The sequence below is a fragment of the Chthoniobacter flavus Ellin428 genome, assembly GCF_000173075.1.
GTDB classification, from domain to species: domain Bacteria; phylum Verrucomicrobiota; class Verrucomicrobiia; order Chthoniobacterales; family Chthoniobacteraceae; genus Chthoniobacter; species Chthoniobacter flavus.
On record NZ_ABVL01000035.1, the window covers coordinates 1 to 18,854 of the forward strand.

Below are 18,854 nucleotides of genomic sequence, written 5' to 3' on the forward strand. Positions count from 1 at the left end.
CCCAAGCCAGCAATTGCTCCAGGCTGAGGCGATCGCGGGCCCCTACCTTGCGGGCGTCATGCGGTGTCTGCCCCACAAAGACCGCCGCCGTGTAGGTATCCGGGTGGCAGTCCAGGCCGATGATCCGCCCCTGCTTGGGCGGCTTCGGTGCCGTATAAAGTTCGACCTCCGGAGGTGGCGTCGGCTCCGGCGGCTTTGGTTTCTTCGTTGTCGAGGGTGTGTTCTTTTTCAGTGGTCGCTCTCCAGTTTCTTGGTTAAGAGTCAGGGCAACCGGCGCTGGCAGCCAATCTGGATTGGTCCACGGACGGAAGTTGGCATTCAGGCATTCGGGGTCTTGTCGCCCCACGAGGGTGCCTTCCGCCTCGGTTCAATCACGGATAGGAGCAGTTAGCTCAGCGCAATCATCGAACCTTGGGACCTTCGGCCACCAGTGCGTGTTGCAAGCACTCACGGGTTCCGCCAGGGACGTTGCACCAAACCTTTCGGTCTGCACAGCGCCGGTTGCTGAATGACTTCATGCCATCACGGATTGAAGGCAGTGACGGTTCGATTTCTTTAATCCGTGCAATCCGCGAAATCCGTGGTCCCCCCTCTGCGGCCCTCTGCGTTCTCGGCGTCCTCTGCGCTTAAATGGATGGGCATTTGGTTGCGGCTCGGCCGCGCTATGCCTCTGCGTTTTAAAATCCCCTTCTGCTACGCGAGATCGGTGAGCGCTTTATCCGCATCGCCGAAGTGATCCGTCTTGCACCCCATGCGATCCATGAGCGCCATGTGCAGACGGCATAGCTTGCGATTCTCCTCTTTCGAGTAATCCAGCATGCGCCCGCCCTTGATCGTTCCGCCGCCGCCACCGGCGAGCAGCACCGGGAGCTGACGCGAATCGTGTGCATTGCCGTCGAAGAGGCTCGAGGTGAACATCGCCATGCTGTTGTCGAGCAGCGAGCGCTCGCCTTCGTTCGTCGCTGCCATCTTCTGCAGCGCCTCGGCCCACAGTTCCATGTGGTGCTGGTTCACCAACTGATATTGTTCCAGCCGCTTCGGATCATTCGCGTGGTGCGACAGCTCGTGCACGCCGCCCTTCACGCCTTCGATGCCGAAGTTCATGTTCGTCAGGTCATTGTTCAGCATGAACGTCGCCACCCGCGTGCGATCCATCTGGAAAGCCAGCACCATGATGTCGAACATGGTCCGCAGATGCTCATTCGCCTTCGCCGGAATGCCCGCCGCCGGACGCGGGAACGTCGGCGCCTTCACCGTCGGCTGCCAACCGGCGCCCGCCGTGTTCGCCTTGCTGAATTCATCCGCCCGCTCGATGCGCTGCTCGAGCTCGCGCACCGAGGTGAGATACTCGTCGAGCTTGTGCACGTCGTGCTTGCTCAAGCGCGTGCGGAGCGCCTTCGCGTCGTCGTTCACGAGATCGAGCACGCTCTTGTCGCGCTTCCGCTGCGAGCCGTCGTCGAAAAGCTGGTCAAAGGCCTGCTGCGGATAAATCTCCTTCGGCGCCGGCGAAGTCGGACTGCTCCACGAGATGTAGGCTGAATAAATCGAGGTATACCCCGCGTCCGTGCTGTAGCTCGGCCCTTCCGTCCCGAGCACGATGCTCGGCATGGGCGTGTGCTTGCCGGTCTCGGCGGCCACAAGCTGGTCCATCGTCGTGCCCACCTGCACATCCGTCGTCGTCTGCTTCACGGTGAGACCCGAGAGCAGGTTCATCTTCGGATAATGTCCGCCCGGGCCCGCGACGGTCGTGGGATTCCACAAGCCCTTGAAAACGAGCAGCTTGTCCTTCAGTGATTCGAGCGGGCTGAGCGACTTCAGGAGCTGCATCCCCTGCGGCGTATTCTCCGCGCCCCAGTGGAAGGGGTTCACGCCATTGCCCATGAAGCACACGGCCAGACGGCGCGGCGCCCCGCTGGCGCCACTGACCCCGGCGGCGGCAGCGCCCCAGGAGTTCAGCGATTCGAGCCACGGCAGGCTCATGGCAATGCCGAGCCCTCGCAAAAAGCGGCGGCGGGAGATCGTGTCGTTCGGATGGCGGGTGATCATGAGATACGCTTATTCTACAAGTAAATCGCCGCCGCGCCTGCGAAATTAGCGGGTTTTTCCATGGAGGGACGCGCTCCTACGGTCCCTGAAATTCAGTGGGACGTTGCCTGCCGCATCGCCGAGCGAAACCTTGCGGGTCGCGATGTTCCGCCCACGGTGGGATTCAGTGGGATCTGGTGAGATCCCTCTGTCCCCGCAACGTTCTGCCGCCACGCAGGAAAGCGCTGATTGAGTTGATAGACTGCGGCCTTTTGGGCAGAGCAGTTCGACCGTCAAGCTTTCCCGATGAGCACTACGGTACTCCGTGAATTCGCGAAGTAGAAATCCGCCGGGTTGAGCAGGATCTCCTTTCCTTCGTCCGCGATATCCAGGCCCGCAGCGAGGCTCGTATCAATCGCCCGATGCCATCGGGCGCCGTTGTCGAGCGCCGGCAACTGGACGTGCTTCGGCTCGAAGTGCGCATTGTAGATAAAGAAAAGCCGCTGTCCGGTGAGCTCGCCGGGGTTGGTGCTGGCGTCGAGCTGCATGCAGATGGTGCGTGATTGCGAATCGTTCCAGTGCGGACTGTCGCTGCCGTCGGTGCCGAACCAGGAAAAATCCGGAATCTGGTCGTCGTCCAGATCCTCGCAGAGCGAGAACTGGCGGCGTTCCAGGACTGGATAGCGGCCGACGAAGGCAATCACCTTGCGGAAGAACTCGACGAGATCGTTGTTCTTTTCCGCGAGATCCCAGTCGAACCAACTGAGCGCGTTGTCCTGACAGTAAGCGTTGTTATTGCCGCGCTGCGTGCGGGCAAACTCGTCGCCGCCGAGGAGCATCGGCGTGCCCGACGCGAAGAACAACGCACAGGCGTGGTTTTTCATGAGTTGTCGCCGCAGGCTGAGGACACCGGCGTCTGTCGTGTCGCCCTCGACGCCGCAATTCCATGAGTGGTTGTCGTCGCATCCGTCGTTGTTGTTCTCGCCGTTTGCCTCGTTGTGTTTGCCGTTGTAGGCCACGAGATCGTGCAGCGTGAAGCCGTCGTGGCAGGTGATGAAATTGATGCTGTTGTAGGCCGAGCGACCGTCGTCGCCGTAAAGATCGGCAGAGCCGGTGAGCCGCCAGCCGAGGTCCGCGAGCTGGCCGCTGTCGCCTTTGTTGAATCGCCGCACAGTGTCGCGGAAACGACCGTTCCATTCGGACCAGTCCACCGGAAAATTGCCGACCTGATACGTGCCGATGTCCCACGGCTCGGCGATCAGAATCGCGCGATTGAGCGCCGGCGCCTGGGCGACGGAGTGAAAGAACGGTCCCGAGGCTCGATAGGCGCCGCCTTCCTCGCGGCCGAGCACGGAGGCGAGGTCGAAGCGGAAACCGTCCACGTGCATCACGTCCACCCAGTAGCGCAGAGAGTCCATGACGAGGCGGATCACGGCCTGGCTATCGAAGTTGAGGCTGTTGCCGCAACCGGTGAAATTCGTGTAGTAGCGTCGCGACTGGTCGGGGGGGCCCGTGAGGCTGTAGTAACTGGGATTGTCGATGCCGCGAAACGCGAGGCTCGGACCGAGCTCGCTGCCCTCGCCGGTGTGGTTGTAAACGACGTCGAGGATCACCATGATGCCCGCCTTGTGCAACGCGCGCACGAGCGTCTTGAACTCCTCCACCTGTGAGCCCAGCGTGCCGCTGCTCGCGTACGACGACTCGGGCGCAAAGAAACCGATCGAGTTGTAGCCCCAGTAGTTCGTGAGGCCACGCCCCACCAGGAAGTCGTCCACGTAGTACTCATGCACCGGCAGGAGCTCGACGGCGTTGATGCCGAGCCGTTTCAGGTGGGGAATCTTCTCGATGAAGCCGAGATACGTCCCAGGCGAAGCCACCTTCGAGGAGGGATGGGCGGTGAAGCCCTTGACGTGAACCTCATAAATGAAGAGTTCTTCGAGCTTGAGGTCGGGTGCCTCATCCCCCTGCCAATCGAACGCGTTGTCATCGATGACAACGGCCTTTGGCGCGAAGGCGGTGGTGTCACGCGGGTCCTTGACGAACTCGCCACCGCCCGGGTGTGGCTCGTAGGCGAGCAAAACATTGTCGTCGTTGCGGAACTTTCCCGTCACTGCCTTGGCATACGGATCGAGCATGAGCTTCACATCGTTGAACCGAAGTCCCCACTCCGGCCGGTACTCGCCCTGTACCTTGTAGCCGTAAAGCTGGCCGTGGCCGATGCCGCGCACTTCCGCGTGCCAGATGAACTTGTCGCGTTCACGGAGCTGAATCACATCGGTTGGCTCACCGTTTGGCGCGTCGAACAACAAGAGAAACACTGCCGACGCGTTGCGCGAGTAGAGCGCGAAGTTCACGCCGCCGGCGGTGACCGTGGCACCGAGTGGATACTCACGACCTTTGACGACTGTTTTAGTGGTCCGATGAGCAAGAGACATGGGAAGGCTCCGGTTGAGTTTTTGTCCGCTAAAGAATTGCTTTTGCGCCGGCCGCATGTGTCTGGGGGGCTCCGCACGCGGAGATGCATGCAGCCTTCGATTCCACCGTTTCCGCCCGGGGCCCTCTATCGGACCTTGGTCCTACGCGTCGTCCGGCGCCCAGCCCATGGGATGGTGGATGGCTCCTACTCCACCTTCCCCTGCCGGATCTCCGCGATCGCCCTCCGCAGTATCTCCAGCACGCGCTGCTTCTCCTCCATCGGTGCCGAACGCTTCTCAAACAGCGCCGCCTTCAACTCGCGCTTCATGTCGTGGAATTCCTCGCGCATCGCGCGCCACTCCTTGCGCTGCTGATCGCGCGGCGAACCGCCCCAACGCTCGTCGGCTTCCTCTTCCTGTGCCATCTGGTCGCGGAAATGCGCGATCCGCTCGCCCCACTGAGCCAGCCGTTCCAGCATCTCGTCCGTCTGCTGCCGGTTCTTCGCCAGGTGCTCGGCGCCCGCTTCCGTGATCCGATACAGCTTCTTCGCTCCTTCGGCCTCCGACACCGCCAGCGACGCTTCCTCCAGATACGTCAGCGCCGGGTAAATCACCCCCGGGCTCGGCGCATACACCCCGCTCGAGCGGCGTTCGATTTCCTTGATGATCTCGTAGCCATGGGCCGGCTTCGCCGAGATCAGGGCTAGGATGATGAACTGCAAATCCTCGGACGTGAACAGCCGGCCTGGCCGAAAACCGGGGCCGCCCGGTCCTCCGCCAAAGCGATCGAAGAACTCGCCGCCATGGCGACCGAAAAAGCCCTTGTGAGCGCAATGAGGGTGCTCGCCCCGGAGTAAGGAAAAGAAGTGGTGTTTGAACATGGAAACAGTGTTTCGATATATCGTAAGATATATCAAGAAGAATATTTTGCCCTCTGCGGCCGGCCAATGCAGGCCTCGAAAACAAACCAGCTGCAGCGGCGCCGTCCGGCGTCGCTCGATCAGGAACGGCCTCCAAGATCAAACCGCGAATGGTTGTGGTCACGAGTTCCCAACGCCCCGCTTTGCGAACGAGAGGAACGAGTCAAAAAATCATGTTGCTCGAGGCTACATCGTGAGATTCTCCCCCTATCCATGAGCTTGCGTAACGTGATCTGCGGCATCGGCGGCGTTTTGCTCGGTCTCGGGCTAATGTGCCTGCCGCTCGGCTTCGGTGCTAATCCAGAACGAGACACCAGCGCCTTTTTTCGCGCCGCGGACACCGGTGTCTGGCTGAAGCTCGGGCTCACGCTCGCCCTGTCCGGAGCCACCGTTCTTCTCGCGTCGCCCTTGTTCCGCACTCGACGGTGACCGGTTTGTCGGGAGGTAGTGTCCAATGACAAATGACGATTTCGAATGACGAAGGTGAGCCGTAGAGGTGCGGCATTTCGTCATTCGTCATTTCCCTTCCCCCACCACTCCCTCCGCGTCCTCGATCGCCCGCAGCACCCGACACGGATTCCCCACCGCCACCACATCCGCCGGCATATCCCGCGTCACCACACTTCCCGCCCCGATCACCGTGCGATCCCCGATCTTCACCCCCGGACAAATGATCGCCCCGCCTCCGACCCACACATCCGAGCCGATCTCCACCGGCCGCGCCATCTCCAGCCACGACCGCCGTTCGTGCGCGCGGATGGGATGCGTCGCCGTGTAAATCTGCACCGAGGGGCCAAAGAGTACATTGCTCCCGATCCGCACCGGCATCACATCCAGCACCACACAATTGAAATTGAAGAACACCTTCGTCCCCACGGAAATGTTCGTCCCGTAATCGCAGAAAAACGGCGGCTGAATCCACGCATCCGTCTCCTGCCCGAGGAGCTCCTTCAGCAGCCGCGCCCGCTCTTCTTTCTGCTCTTCGCGGGTGGCATTCAGCGCCTGGCAAAGATCGCGCGCCCGCTGCCGTTCCGCGCACAACTCCGCATCCAGCGGATCGTAAAGCTCCCCCGCGAGCATCTTCTGCTTCTCGGTTTTCATCGTTCACTCACTTCGCAGGTGATCAGCGATGTGGCTGCGGAAAGTACACCGTGCAGGCGCGCTTGAATGTGAGCCTGCCGGGCGTGGAGCACGCCGTGGCGCAGGAACTGGTCGAAGCTGCGCACCAGATCTGCCCGTATTGGAAAGCGAGCCGGGGCAATATTCCCGTCGCGATCAATCTCCTCTGACCATGGGCACGGATATTCACGCTGCGCCGGTGCCCATCGTCACCGGCGCGTCGAGCGGGATCGGTCTGGGCATTACCCAAGCCCTGCCCGAGCACGGCTCTCGGGTGGTCGCCGATCTCGACCGGCTGAAGAAGCTGGCCAAGCTGAACGTGCTCCTGGCCACGACGGAGCAGTTTATCGAGTACGCTATCGTCGCGGAAGGTGCTTCGCGTTTGTTCGTGCAGATCTTCGGCGAATCCGCCGGGCATGTGCGGCTGGTCTACGGCGTGCAGAGTTTACCCATCGGTGCTCCGGTGGTCGCGGAGACAATTTTCGAGATCGTCTGATCCCATTTTCGGGACGAGACGTTGCCCACGCTTGCGACCACCACGGAGGGATGCGCTCCCGCGTGTTCCCTAATCTTCATCTCCATCCCAGCCTGAGTGGGGACTTCGTTCCATTCCGTCTCCCGAGCCTTATTTGCAAACGAGGGAAGGCGCGAAGTTTCTCGAATTTAACACGCGCACCCGTACTCCGCGAAACGTAATCACCCCGCGTAAAGCTCGCGTTCCCGAAGCTTTGCTTTAGGAAACGTGCCTTCATAGCGGATCGCTATTCCCTAACAGGGGATAACGATCGCGTTCCCCCAACCCCCTATGTTTCCCCAGAACAACCATACCCTCGTATCGAAGTCGGCCCTCCGGTCCTGGCGCTCTCTCCTATGGATAGCATGCGCCCTCGTGACTGCCAGCGTCCACGCTCAGCTCACGGTGAACAACGCCGTCCCCGTGACGGCGATTGATCCCGCGGGAGGGGCGACGATTAGTTATCAGAACCCGAATTGGTCGACGTCCTTTACTAACTATACTGGAGAAGTGTTCAGTGCGGTCACGGCAGCGACCATGGGGACCACGCCCGGGGCGAATGTCCTGAATTTCGAGACCGCCAACGGCTTCCCAGCGGCCACGCAGTCGCTCACGTCGTCGGGCACGGCTTTCTCCGCGAGCAACACGATCGCGCCCTTCGCTATCGCCAATGCGCTGGCCACGATCAATACCAGCACGGGGTATTCGATCGGCGTGCAATACGCGACGTTCAATTCGCATAACAACATCCTCGGTGTTCCCAACGCCACCCCGGGCGTCTTCCTGGTGCACGACCGCACGGCCAATGACACGATGACCTCCGGCACCCAGGGGCTGGTGGCCGGCGAAGCCTTTGGCACCGATCCCGGCGGTACCCTGCTCACCTTCGGCCGGAATCTGAGTCAATTCGGCGTGGTGCTGAATGCCAACTCGCTCGGCACCACGGATGTCATCGCGCTCTTCGATAGCAACGGCGTGCTCATGGCGAAGTACACCATCGGCATCGCCGTGGGGCACCCGCTCTACTTCGGCGTGAAATCGCCCACCTCGCTCATTCGCAGCGTGTGGGTCGGGCAATCGACCGCCACGAATGGACTCATCCTCGATGATGTCGCCTTCGTTCCCGCGCCGGCGCCGGGCCAGGCACCGATCGATTTTACGTTCAACGGCAGCGCCGGGCTGACCGGCTGGTCCCACACCAGTAGCGCTACCCTGACGACCAATCCCACTTACCTCGCCATCACAGCGAACAATAGTTGGGATTCCAAGATTTACCGTGGCATTTCGCTGCAGGCGGGTACTTACACCCTCACCGGCACTGGCTCGGGCTCGAACATCGTGCAGATCAGCACGTCGCTGAGCAATTCGCCTTACGTGCAGCTCAATCTCGGTCAGGCCTCGGGTTGGCGCACCGACTCCACGACCTTCACCGCCCCGGGAGGGACGCTCTATTTGATGGTCAAGGTCAACGGCGCCACGGGCACGGCGAATATCGAATTCCTCGATATCTCCGCCACCCCGACCACGCCTTACACCATCAATACCACCGCGCTGCAGACGCAGAAAAATACCCTGAGTCTGGTGCGCGGGATGGATAGCACCTGGAATAGCTCGGTCGTGCTCGGCAGCGCCTATTTCACCGAGCTGAAAAGCTGGGGTTGCAATGTCGTGCGGCTGCAATTGCATCCGGTGACCTACGCGGGCAGCCAGGCCTTCTGGACGGCGTGGCCGAATTACTTGAGCGGCACGATTCAAAACATCCAGCAGGCTCAGGCCGCGGGGCTCAAGGTGGTGATCGATCTCCACGAAATGCCGCTCATTGAAAGCGGCGGCGCGAATCCGTGGACCGATCCGGCGCTGGGTAATCAATTCGCGCTGGTCTGGCAGAGCATCGCGCAAGCGGTCGTCTCGAATAACCTCACCTCCGCTGTGTGGGGTTACGAACTGCTGAATGAACCGATCGATACCGCGCAGTTGCCGAATGTCCCGCGCCAGTGGCTGCCGATGGCCAAGAATCTCGTCAACACCATCCGCACGATCGATCCCAATACGTGGATCATTTACGACGTCGGTCCCGGCGGCGATTTCGGCGGATTTACCAATCTCACGCCGCTGCCCGATGCCAGCAGCCGGATCATTTACTCCGCGCATTTCTACAACCCCGAATCCTTCTGCCTGCAGGGCATCCCCAATACCGGTTATCCCCAGGGTGCTCATTACAGTTCCACGACGACCAACCTCGCCACCTATCTCGCGCCTGCCGACACCTTCCAGGCGGCGTGGCCGGTGCCGATCTACATCGGCGAATTTTCCGTGGCTCGCTGGAGTCCGATTCCTGATAGCAAGAATTGGCTGACCGACATCGTGGCGCTCCTCGAAGCGCGCGGCTGGTCGTGGTGTTACTTCGCCTGGGAGGAGTACAACGCCTGGGACTTGAACCGGGATAGCTCCTTCACGCCCACCAATCCGCCCGCGTATCTGCCTGACACCAACCGCACCGACCGCGGCACGGTCATCTACAACGCCCTGCAGAAGAACAATAGTCCGTAGCGGAGGGATAGAAGGGCGCCCGCGCGGTGTGATCCAATTGGGGGGCGACGTGCCGTCGGTGCCTAATTATTCCAGAAGAAATTGGGGCGCTGACGGAGTCTAAGCATTGCCCACATCTTGGCTGGTGCATCGAGTGGGATGGGGCGAAGCGGCAATCTGTCCCGGAGGGACAATGGAATTTAGCCGGTGTGCAAGCCTGCGAGCTTCAAGCGAACAGGCGCAGCCACCGGAACTATGTCCCTCCATCGGTCGCCCCGAAGGGGCGGAGGAAACACTCGCCTAGCGAAGGATTCCCGCGCCACCTCCGGGGCGCAAGCGTGTTGGGGACGTGTTCCGGGGGTGTCGCTCGCAAGCTCGCTTTACCCCCGGCTAATGTTCTTTGTCCCCCCGGGACAATCTTCCGCCTCACCGCATCGACTTCATCGCCGTCGTGGAAGATGTGGATAATACTTAGGACTGAGCAGCGTCCTCCAGAAATGCCCCGAAAACGTGCTGGACCATCCGGGTTTCCGCGGCCGCTCGCGATCAACCCCTCGCAGCAGCCTGCTTCACCGCGTCCACGATCGCGCGGTCGTCGTCGCCCTTGTCCCAGACGAGTTGGAGGAATTGCGGCAGCGTCATGTGATGCCGGCGTAGAAACGGGGCGGGTCACCCGCCGCCAGCCGTACATGAGATTCGGGTCCATCTCGCCGCGGAGCCTTGATGCGCGCCTTGACGATGAGACGCGGGAGCCCACGCGATGCCCATCCCACCCGCCGCGGACTTGGCCGGGAGCGTGCTCATCGGAATCACCCGCTCGGTCGGCTGACCGTGCATCACCTCGAGGAAATACGCGCGCCGGATCGCCGTGACAGCGAGCACCGTGTCGAAATCGAGATCATCCCACCCAAGCGAGTCGTCGACGAAATCGAACAACTCCTGCGGCGTGCAGCCGATGCCCGCGAGAAACGCCACATCCTCCGGCGCGAACATCGTGCGCGCCGATCGGCGCCCGGCTTTCCACGCCGCGACCCCGCGGTCCCACACCTTGCGAAATTCCAGTTTCCAGTCGTCGTCTTTCATCATGCGTCCGCGAGCGTAGCGGAGCCGGTCGCTCGCGCAATCCCTTCGCAGCGCGTCCGACCATTCGAAAACGCACCTGACAATCGCGCTCTCTGCCAGCGGCCCTGGCTGGCAGTTTCGAAATCCGCAAATCCCAACCCTAAAAGGGGGACGGGGAATGGCCACAAAAAGGCCCAAGAGGCACAAAACAAAATGTTCCTTGGGCAAGCGGGTGGCGCTCATCGACACCCTGCGGGCGAAACTGCCGTATTCTGCAAGAACCTGCTTTTGCGCCTTTTGTGCCTCTTTGTGGCCATTCGTTCCCTCAATTTAGATTAACGCGCAAGAGCGCCTAAAACTTCGCCGTTGACACATCACACGTGTCACATGCTACATGTGACACGTGCCAAGCGACCGCCACGAGATGCTCCCTTTCCCGCTGCAGATCCAGCCGGGCCTGCCCATTTCCGAGCAGGTCGTCTATGCGGTGAAAAAGGCGGTCATCTCCGGGCTGCTCAAACCGGGCAGCCGATTCCCTTCCGTGCGGGCGGTGAGCCAGGAACTGCGCATTCATCCGAATACCGCGCACAAGGCCATCGGGGTGCTGATTGACGAGGGATTGCTCGAGGTGCATCCCGGCATTGGGACCGTCGTGGGGCAACTGCCTTCCGCTCCCTCGGCGAAGGAATTGAAGCTCTTCGCCGGACAGGTCGAGCGCCTGGTCGTCGAAGCCAAAAACCGGCGCCTCCGCCTCGATGAACTGCAGGCCATGATCGAGCGGCAGTGGAATCGCCTGACAACTCGCTAACTATGAATCCAGTCATTGAGATCCAAAAAATGTCCTGCCGCTTCGGCAATGTGGAGGCGGTGCGCAATCTCACCTTGGAAGTCCCCGTCGGCAGCGTCTACGCCTTCCTCGGCACGAACGGCGCGGGCAAGACCACCACGATCAAAACGTTGCTCAATCTGCTCCAGCCCAGCGCCGGCACCGCGCGAATCTTCGGCGTCGACTCGACCCACCTTGGCCCCCCGGAGTTGGCCCGGATCGGCTATGTCTCGGAAAATCAGCAGCTGCCCGAGAAGCTCAACGTCCAGCAAATGATCGACTACTGCCGCGCGCTCTATGCGAACTGGGACGACGCCCTGTGCCGCCGGCTCGTCGAGCGTTTCGCGCTCCCGATGAACCGCCCCATCCGCGGCTTCTCCCGTGGCATGAAGACCAAGGCCGCGCTGCTCGTCTCGCTCGCCTATCGCCCCGAGCTCCTGCTCATGGATGAACCCTTCGCCGGCCTCGATCCGCTGGTCCGCGATGATCTCGTGCAAGGGATGTTAGAGTTATCCGAGCAGGAGAATTGGACCGTCTTCATTTCATCGCATGATATCGACGAGGTCGAGCGGCTGGCCGATCACGTCGGGATGATCGACAACGGCGTCCTCACGCTTTCCGAATCCTCCGATAGTCTGCGGACGCGATTCCGCCGGGTGGACGCGATCTTTGCCGAGGGGCCACCGCCCACCCCCGATTTGTTCAAGGACGCGCTCTCGTCGGAAATATCCGGTCTGTCGGCGCGCTGGATCGAAAATCACTATACCGACGACGAAGAACTTGGCGCGCGGATCCGATCGCGATTTCCCAATTGCCAGGCCTGGAGCTCCAGTCCCCTGGCCCTGCGTGACGCCTTCGTCGCCCTCACCCGCGCGCAACGCGCCACCCCGCCCGCTCTATGAAGATCGTCTTCGCTCAACTGAAAAAGGATATGCGCTGCCAACGCGGGGCTTTGATCCTTTGGGTCATTTGCCTGGTCTTGGGAGCTCTGCCCTACCTGGCCGCGACTGCGCTTGGTCATTCGATGGAAAAGAGCCTCGATATGCTCAATCTGTCGGAAGGGCAGAGACTGGCGGGCGCTGTTTCCATGGTCGCCATCTTCATTACCTGCGCCATGGCGGCAATGTTTGGCATGTTCCTGTTATTGCCCATCCTGGTGACCCAGGTCGTCCACGAAGATCCACTCATGGGAACCACGGCGTTCTGGCAAACCCGCCCTATTCCGCGGTCCAAGATGCTGCTGGCGAAAACACTGTTCATTGGTGTCCTGCTCCTCCCGCTGATGCTGGCCATGGCCAAAGGTGGCAAGATCGGCGACGACCAATTCTGGCCGGCGATGGCGGCCTGGATTGCCGCCGTCGCTGCCCTCGCATCGATCACCCCGGGCACTGGGGCATGGTTTGGTTACGGCCTGGCGTTCTTGTTTGGGAAGCAGATCTTCTCCGGAACGATCAACCAGATCTGGAACCACTATCATGGTCCCAGCGCGCTCTTCTCCGATGAGACGCTCCGTCCGCTGATCGCTGTTGGGAGCCTCCTGCATTTCAACGCGTCCGACTTCTACCATCTTTGCTATCTGCTCGGGTTTGCCGTCGTCTTTATCCACCAATACCTCACGCTCCGCACGAAGAGATCGCTAGCCCTGTTTATCGCCGTCCTCGCCGCCGTGGGTGTGTTGCAGATGTCAGCCGGCCCGTCGCCCGATAATTCCAACTCCGTCATCCGAATCAATTCCAGCAGCAGCCAAACGCCGTAAGCGGTGCTTTCCGATGGCACATAAACGGGGGTAAAAGGTTTGCCGTTACACCGGTTTTCGGCTATCTCGCCCGGCAGCGTGTCGAATGTTGTGGTGCAAGATGTAAGCGAACCTCTCCCTCTTTTTATGAATCGAACCATGCTGGCCTTGGCGATCGTCGTTCCATTTTTGAATCTCAATGCTGCGGATACGCCGCCGGGCTCGAAGGAAGCGCGAGTAGGTTCCGGGGCGATGCTGGTGGCGTTCCGACCGGAAGGCAGCGCGGAACTGAAGGCGCAGCTTTTGAATACCAAATGGACGTGGATTCACCCCGGAGCGGAAATTACCTTCCGGGAGAACGGTCAGGCATGGGTGAATACTGACAAGGAAGTCAAAAACTGGTTCGTGGCCGACGCCGCCGGGCGCGTCGTCGCGGGGACGTTCGCGGGGAGTCGCACGTTCATGTTTACATTTTCTGCCGACCTCAAAACCGCCCGGGCCATTCTCGATGGAGACCGCGTGTGGGAAGCCAGGCGGATGAAGTAAGCTGCGTCTGCCGCTTTTATTCGCGGTTCTCTTTGCTTTCTTCTCTGCGGTTAACCCTTTTGTCGCGGCTCCGCCGCGCGGCGCCTTCTGCGAGAAGTTCAGCCGCCCATGTTACGTGACACACCCGTGTCCACCGATATGCTCGGCCGATGAACACTTTCTATTCGATCTATTCGCGTATGTCCGAACGCACCAAGCTGATCATCGTGGCGATGCTGGCGTTTTGGCTGGGTGGGTTGCTGAAAGGCAACGGCTCGAGCAGCGGGCGGTATCAGCCGTGCGGTAACTCGCCGACTTACGTCCTCGATACGCAAAAGGGAACCGCCTGGGAGTTGAAGGGCACCAAGTATGAGGAACTCGGCTCGATGCCCTCGTGGTAATTGAGATGAAGATGACCTTGCCTCTGTCGCGTCGCACCTGGCTCAAGGGATCGCTGCTCTCGTTGGCGGCGGCCGGTGCGCAGCGCCGCGGCCTGTTCGCCGCGGAGCCGGCCAATTCCATCCGCAACCCGCCCGTGCCGCGCGTCGCGGATCGTTTCGTCCACATCTACAAACCCGCCGCGGACGTCTACACCTTGCCGACCGTCACCACCAAGCCGGCCGATGGCGGCTTCACCTACACACAAGGTGCGCGCTATCCCGACTGGCGGACCAACGATCACACGTTCATCCAGGGGCCCGACCGCCGCTGGCATTGCTTCGGCATCACCAAGCCGTGGATGAGCGGCGACAATGGCCATGCCGGCGAAGGCTTGTGCTTCCATGCGATCGCCCCAGAGGGCACGTTCGCGCAAGCGTTGCAGTTTCAGTCGTGGAGAGACCTCTCGAAGATCGACGTCGCCGGCTGTGGCTGGGCGCCGACCTCCATCCGGATCGGCGATGAATACTCGCTCATCGGCTCGCGCCTCGGCCGGGCCACGTCCACGGATTTGCTGAAGTGGACTGACCAGGGCCAGCTCGACATCCGGGGCGGCAATCGCGACCCGCAAGTCCAGTTCCTGAACGGCACCTATTATTTGGTGCGCTGCGACGGCAACGGCGTCGACCTCGTCACCTCGAAAGATTTCATCCACTGGTCCGAGCCGAAAGTCATCTACCGTCCGCGGCAGGCGACCTGGCAAACCGAATCGCCGTCGCTCATTGCCTATGGTGGATTGTTCTATCTCTTCTGGACGCTGTGGGACACCGCCGACCCCACGACCGGCGGCTACTGCCCGCGTTCCTTCGTTATCTGCTCGGAATCGCCCGACGATTTTCACGACCGCCCCGTGCTGGCCGAATTCACCGTCCACGCCCCGGAGATCATCCAAGCTGACGGCCAATGGTTCATGTCCACCGCCGAACATCCGAATCGCGGGATCTCCGTCGCCCCGTTGGTTTGGGAGTAATCCAGCTGCCTTGTTTTCTCGCCTCGATGTGCGAAGGATCCGCTCGAAAGAGAAGCTGGCTTCTTCCTGAAGTGATCAATACGGCGGCCCGTTGGTGCGGACCGAAAGATCCAGCACTTCATCCCAGCTCAAGGCGCGGGAGTAGATTTGGACGTCGTCGATCGTTCCGTTGAAGAAGCGCCCCGTGTAGTCGTCCTTGCCGATGAAGATCTGGCCGCTGTCGGGGTCGATATTTCCCGTGGCGGAGATGGATCCCTTGAAGACGCCGTCCACGTAAATCGACACCAGCCCGGCCGAGGCGGAATACTCACCGAGATAGTGGTGCCACTGCGTAATGTCGAATCCGGCCGGCGCGGTGAAAACGACCGTCTTGGCCACGCCCCCGATGGTCACAAAGAAGCGCACATCTTTTGTGCCCATGTTGGGATGCAGGACGAAGGAAGGCCGTTTCGAGACGAGAAAACCATAGTCGTTCCAGGTAGTGGTATTGCTCTTCGCCCAACAGCCGACGGTGATCTCCGAGGTAGGGCTGGCCATGGCCGGCGAGGTCACGTAGGCATTCGTCCCATTCAGTCCGAGGGCGCCATCGACTTTGCCGGTGGTCCACGTGGCGCTTCCATTTACGGTGCCGTTCAGTCCATTGGACGAGGCGTCCCAAGCCTGGGTGGCGCCCGAAGTTTCATCCAGCTTGAATCGCAGAATCAGGGAAGGATCGATGTTGAAAGCGACGGCCACTTCGTCATCAGTCAGTGCACGGTCGTAGATGCGCACGTCGTCGATGCTGCCGTTGAAGAACCGCCCCGGGTAATCGTCCTTGCCGATGAAGATCTGGCCGCTGTCGGCATCGATCGCGCCGGAAACCGCCGCGGACGACGCATGCACGCCGTCCACGTAGATCGCGAGTTTGCCGAGCGATGGCGAATAGACGCCCGCGTAATGGTGCCACTGCGTAATGTCGAATCCGGCCGGCGCGGTGAAATAGACCGTCTTGGCCACGCCGCCGATCGTGACAAAGAAGCGCACGTCTTTTGTGCCCATGTTGGGATGCAGGACAAAGGAAGGCCGCTTCGAGACGAGAAAACCATTGTCGTTCCAAGTGGTGGTGTTGCTCTTCGCCCAGCAGCCGACGGTGATCTCGGCGGGCGTCGCCATGGCCGGCGTCGTCAGATAGGCATCGGTGCCGTTCAAGTAGAGTGCATTGCCGGAGACACCCAGCCCCCAGGTGGCGCCGCCGTTGAGCGTCCCGTTCAAACCGTGGGTGGTGCCGTCGTATGCAGTCACGCCGCTGGTTTCGTTCAGCGGATATTCGAGCAGCGGCATGTTGCCGGGTTGCGGGTCCTGCTCTTCCATCAGTTCCACACCAAAGTCGTCGGCATAGACCGGCGCGTTTCCCGTCGGGATGGTGACATTGAGATAAATCTGCGCGGAGGTGCTGCTGGGCCCCGTGACAAAGGAGCGGTTATATTCCGTCCACCACGTCGCATCGCCATTGCGGCTCTCCCCGGGTGCCAGCGGCGTGGTCCGGTCGACGATGTCGGCGACGGTTTCCACGGCGTTGAATCCGTAATTCCTCACCCCGAGTTTGACTACGGTGGAGGCGTCGGTCCGGCGCACGCCGCCGTAAACTTTGTAGCGGCGATTGGGGAGCAGGCCACTCACCGTCTGGCTGACCTCGGAGGTCGTGCCGACGCCGAATTGCAAGTCATAGGAGCCGGTGCGCAGCCGGGGATCCGTCCAGGCCGTGCCGGAAAGGATGCTGATCGTTCCCGTGGTGCTCCAATTCGGCGCAAGAGCGCCGCTCTCGAAGCTCCCGTCCTTCACTTGATTGGCAAAGGACATCGACGGCATTGAGTAGACCGGATCCGGGGAAGGCGGGACCGTCTTGTAGCCGACGAGACCGGTCCAGTCCGTACCGCCATATTCCAGCGCGCCCATATCCGGCGCCGCGCCGAGATAACCGTCGGTCACGCCGGGGATCGGCGTTCCCTGGTTGATCGCGGGCGAGGTACTTTGGAGCCGGAAATCGTGGCTCGTCGGGGCGACGAATTGCGGATCGGTGTAGAGATTGTAGCGGATGTCGGACAGATCCCAGGTGCCGCCCACGGGTGGGCCATTGAAAAGATTGTTGAAGATGTGCGTGCCGGATTCCTCATTCATGGGGAATGAGGTCAGCAGCGCTCCCTCGGCGGCGTTCCAGCAGGTATTATTGAAAAACTGGATGAAGTTCTGGGTGCAATTGATCTGCATGGCGTAGCCGGGCAGATTCCAGATGATGTTATGGTGAACGACCCAATCGGAGCTCTGGTTATCGAGATAAAATCCCATGACCGACGCACCCAGGTGACCGGCCGGTCCCGGCGAATCGTGTAATAAGTTATAGCAGAAAATGCTGTTGCCCGCCTCGGCGCTGCCGCAGTGGAGAACGCCGCCATCGGTGCCCAGTCTCATCGCGTTCGAGAGGTCGTTGTAGTCGATGATCGCCGCCGAGCCTTCTGCGCCCATGATCTCCCGGCCGGCGCCGGCCATGGTATTATAAGTGATCAAATTTCGCGCGCCGGTGCCGGCCGCCATGGGCGTCCACCCGGGAATGTAACCCGAGTCGTGCAGATAGTTATTAATGATTCTCGCATCGCCGCGGGCGGTGATCAGCCCCTGCGAATCCCAGGCCAGCTCGCTATTGCGCAACACGCTGTTCGCCTGCACCTGCAAGCCATGGACCGATGAATTCTTTACGCTGTGACCCAGGAATTTCATCGAGAGGCCGTCATAGGTGCCAAACGTGGAACCGCTGTCGGTTTCGATCGTGCAGGCGAAGAAATCCAGGTTCTGCAGTGTCACATAGGCGCGACCGCGGAGATCGAATCCGTAATTCCGTTTCTTGGCCTCCACGTTCGTGGGCGCGCCGGTATTGGAGTAGAGATACAGCCGGCTATGCGCGGAGTCGTAGAACCACTCGCCGGGACTATCCATCTCGCCTTTGATTCCGGTGATGTAGTACTCGTTCCCGGCGGTAAACTTGTAAGCCGCGTTGGCTCCATTGGCGTCATTGGTCGTGAGCGTTGTGCCGGTCGAGCCCGTCACCGTGGGAAACTGCATGATCCATCCGTACCCTCCCATGACGTGCACCGTGGCGCCGATCCAGTAACCAGCCGCTCGCGCGGGCAACGAAGAATCGGTCAACGTGCCATTCTGGTTGTTGGCATCGTAGGTCGCGGAGTCGATATAGGCCCAGTCCGGGGAGGGCTTGATCGAGCTGTTTTGCCAGGGGAAGCTGGATCCGGCATTGGGCCAGCGCGCCTCGGGCTTCATCAGCAGGCTGGCCTGCGTGCCGGTTCCCTGGAAGACTTGATCGCCGTCCCCCAGCGAACCGGTCATGGCCGCATAATAAACGTTGGTGCTCTCCAGCGTCCACCCTCCCGAGATCGCATCCGTGCCGGACAGGGTCACGACCTCGTTGCTGTAAGGTTGAAAAGTGATCGGCGACCCGGCCGTGCCTGACCGCGGCACCGTCACCGTTTCACGATACACGCCGGCGCGGATCTGGCAGGTATCGCCTGCCACCATGATATTCGCGGCGTACTGAATGGTTTGCCACGGCGCCGTCAGGCTGCCATTGCCGGTGGTATTGCTGCCGGTCGTCGCCACATAGTAGGTGGCGGCGTCCGCCCCGCTACTGAGCCCGAGGAGAGCCACGCCGGCCAGGAGAAGCGATCGGTAGCTTCTCTCGAACGTTTTGATTTTGCCTGGGCGAAGGCACGGGTCGACGGGAAGCGCGGA

15 protein-coding genes and 2 pseudogenes are annotated in these 18,854 nt (G+C 61.0%); 10 read left to right on the top strand and 7 right to left on the bottom strand.

The window, feature by feature from the left end; all coding sequences use genetic code 11:
• The 4 genes and pseudogenes from CFE428DRAFT_RS29775 to CFE428DRAFT_RS29795 form a co-directional block, all read right to left on the bottom strand.
• A pseudogene (locus tag CFE428DRAFT_RS29775) lies at nt 1-346 on the bottom strand (hypothetical protein); the annotation flags it as partial.
• Nucleotides 347-693: 347 nt separating this feature from the next.
• Nucleotides 694-2,046, bottom strand: coding sequence for a DUF1552 domain-containing protein (locus CFE428DRAFT_RS29780; protein WP_006983441.1), 1,353 nt, complete (start codon nt 2,044-2,046; stop codon nt 694-696).
• 272 nt (nt 2,047-2,318) lie between these two features.
• Nucleotides 2,319-4,460, bottom strand: coding sequence for a glycogen debranching protein GlgX (gene glgX, locus CFE428DRAFT_RS29785; RefSeq protein ID WP_042726091.1), 2,142 nt, complete (start codon nt 4,458-4,460; stop codon nt 2,319-2,321).
• A gap of 185 nt (nt 4,461-4,645) precedes the next feature.
• On the bottom strand, nt 4,646-5,161 hold the full coding sequence (locus CFE428DRAFT_RS29795; RefSeq protein ID WP_157447685.1) for a PadR family transcriptional regulator: 516 nt from the start codon (nt 5,159-5,161) through the stop codon (nt 4,646-4,648).
• A gap of 411 nt (nt 5,162-5,572) precedes the next feature.
• Here CFE428DRAFT_RS29795 and CFE428DRAFT_RS29800 point away from each other — a divergent pair, with 411 nt between their 5' ends.
• On the top strand, nt 5,573-5,788 hold the full coding sequence (locus CFE428DRAFT_RS29800; RefSeq protein WP_006983444.1) for a hypothetical protein: 216 nt from the start codon (nt 5,573-5,575) through the stop codon (nt 5,786-5,788).
• 87 nt (nt 5,789-5,875) lie between these two features.
• On the opposite strand, the gene CFE428DRAFT_RS41460 is transcribed toward CFE428DRAFT_RS29800, so the two are convergent.
• Nucleotides 5,876-6,460, bottom strand: a complete 585-nt coding sequence (locus CFE428DRAFT_RS41460) for a sugar O-acetyltransferase (RefSeq protein ID WP_006983445.1) — start codon at nt 6,458-6,460, stop codon at nt 5,876-5,878.
• Nucleotides 6,461-6,504: 44 nt separating this feature from the next.
• Here CFE428DRAFT_RS41460 and CFE428DRAFT_RS36410 point away from each other — a divergent pair.
• The 3 genes and pseudogenes from CFE428DRAFT_RS36410 to CFE428DRAFT_RS29820 all read left to right on the top strand — a co-directional run.
• Nucleotides 6,505-6,648 (top strand): annotated as a pseudogene (locus CFE428DRAFT_RS36410) (peroxiredoxin); the annotation flags it as partial.
• 2 nt (nt 6,649-6,650) lie between these two features.
• Nucleotides 6,651-6,974: a RidA family protein gene (locus CFE428DRAFT_RS29815; protein WP_006983447.1), complete on the top strand. Its 324-nt coding sequence runs from the start codon at nt 6,651-6,653 to the stop codon at nt 6,972-6,974.
• 393 nt (nt 6,975-7,367) lie between these two features.
• On the top strand, nt 7,368-9,542 hold the full coding sequence (locus CFE428DRAFT_RS29820) for a cellulase family glycosylhydrolase (protein WP_157447686.1): 2,175 nt from the start codon (nt 7,368-7,370) through the stop codon (nt 9,540-9,542).
• 648 nt (nt 9,543-10,190) lie between these two features.
• Here CFE428DRAFT_RS29820 and CFE428DRAFT_RS29825 read toward each other — a convergent pair.
• Nucleotides 10,191-10,607 (bottom strand): hypothetical protein, encoded by a 417-nt coding sequence (locus CFE428DRAFT_RS29825; RefSeq protein ID WP_006983451.1) that lies wholly within the window; start codon nt 10,605-10,607, stop codon nt 10,191-10,193.
• Between the two features lie 400 nt (nt 10,608-11,007).
• Here CFE428DRAFT_RS29825 and CFE428DRAFT_RS29830 point away from each other — a divergent pair, with 400 nt between their 5' ends.
• The 6 genes from CFE428DRAFT_RS29830 to CFE428DRAFT_RS29855 all read left to right on the top strand — a co-directional run bounded on the left by CFE428DRAFT_RS29830 (nt 11,008) and on the right by CFE428DRAFT_RS29855 (nt 15,077).
• On the top strand, nt 11,008-11,391 hold the full coding sequence (locus CFE428DRAFT_RS29830; RefSeq protein WP_006983452.1) for a GntR family transcriptional regulator: 384 nt from the start codon (nt 11,008-11,010) through the stop codon (nt 11,389-11,391).
• A gap of 2 nt (nt 11,392-11,393) precedes the next feature.
• Entirely contained in the window at nt 11,394-12,311 is a 918-nt protein-coding gene (locus CFE428DRAFT_RS29835) for an ABC transporter ATP-binding protein (RefSeq protein WP_006983453.1), read from the top strand.
• Complete coding sequence (locus tag CFE428DRAFT_RS29840) at nt 12,308-13,165, top strand: hypothetical protein (RefSeq protein ID WP_006983454.1); 858 nt, start codon at nt 12,308-12,310, stop codon at nt 13,163-13,165. Before CFE428DRAFT_RS29835 ends, CFE428DRAFT_RS29840 begins: the two co-directional genes overlap by 4 nt.
• A 126-nt stretch (nt 13,166-13,291) precedes the next feature.
• Nucleotides 13,292-13,690 carry a hypothetical protein gene (locus tag CFE428DRAFT_RS29845; RefSeq protein WP_042726094.1) on the top strand — a complete coding sequence of 133 codons (399 nt, stop codon included), beginning with the start codon at nt 13,292-13,294 and terminating at the stop codon, nt 13,688-13,690.
• 149 nt (nt 13,691-13,839) lie between these two features.
• Nucleotides 13,840-14,070: a hypothetical protein gene (locus CFE428DRAFT_RS29850; protein WP_006983456.1), complete on the top strand. Its 231-nt coding sequence runs from the start codon at nt 13,840-13,842 to the stop codon at nt 14,068-14,070.
• Between the two features lie 11 nt (nt 14,071-14,081).
• Entirely contained in the window at nt 14,082-15,077 is a 996-nt protein-coding gene (locus tag CFE428DRAFT_RS29855; protein ID WP_157447687.1) for a family 43 glycosylhydrolase, read from the top strand.
• 75 nt (nt 15,078-15,152) lie between these two features.
• Here CFE428DRAFT_RS29855 and CFE428DRAFT_RS29860 read toward each other — a convergent pair whose 3' ends face one another.
• A complete protein-coding gene (locus CFE428DRAFT_RS29860; protein WP_162145322.1) occupies nt 15,153-18,770 on the bottom strand; it encodes a LamG-like jellyroll fold domain-containing protein in 3,618 nt (1,205 codons plus the stop codon).
• Between the last annotated feature and the right edge of the window lie 84 nt (nt 18,771-18,854).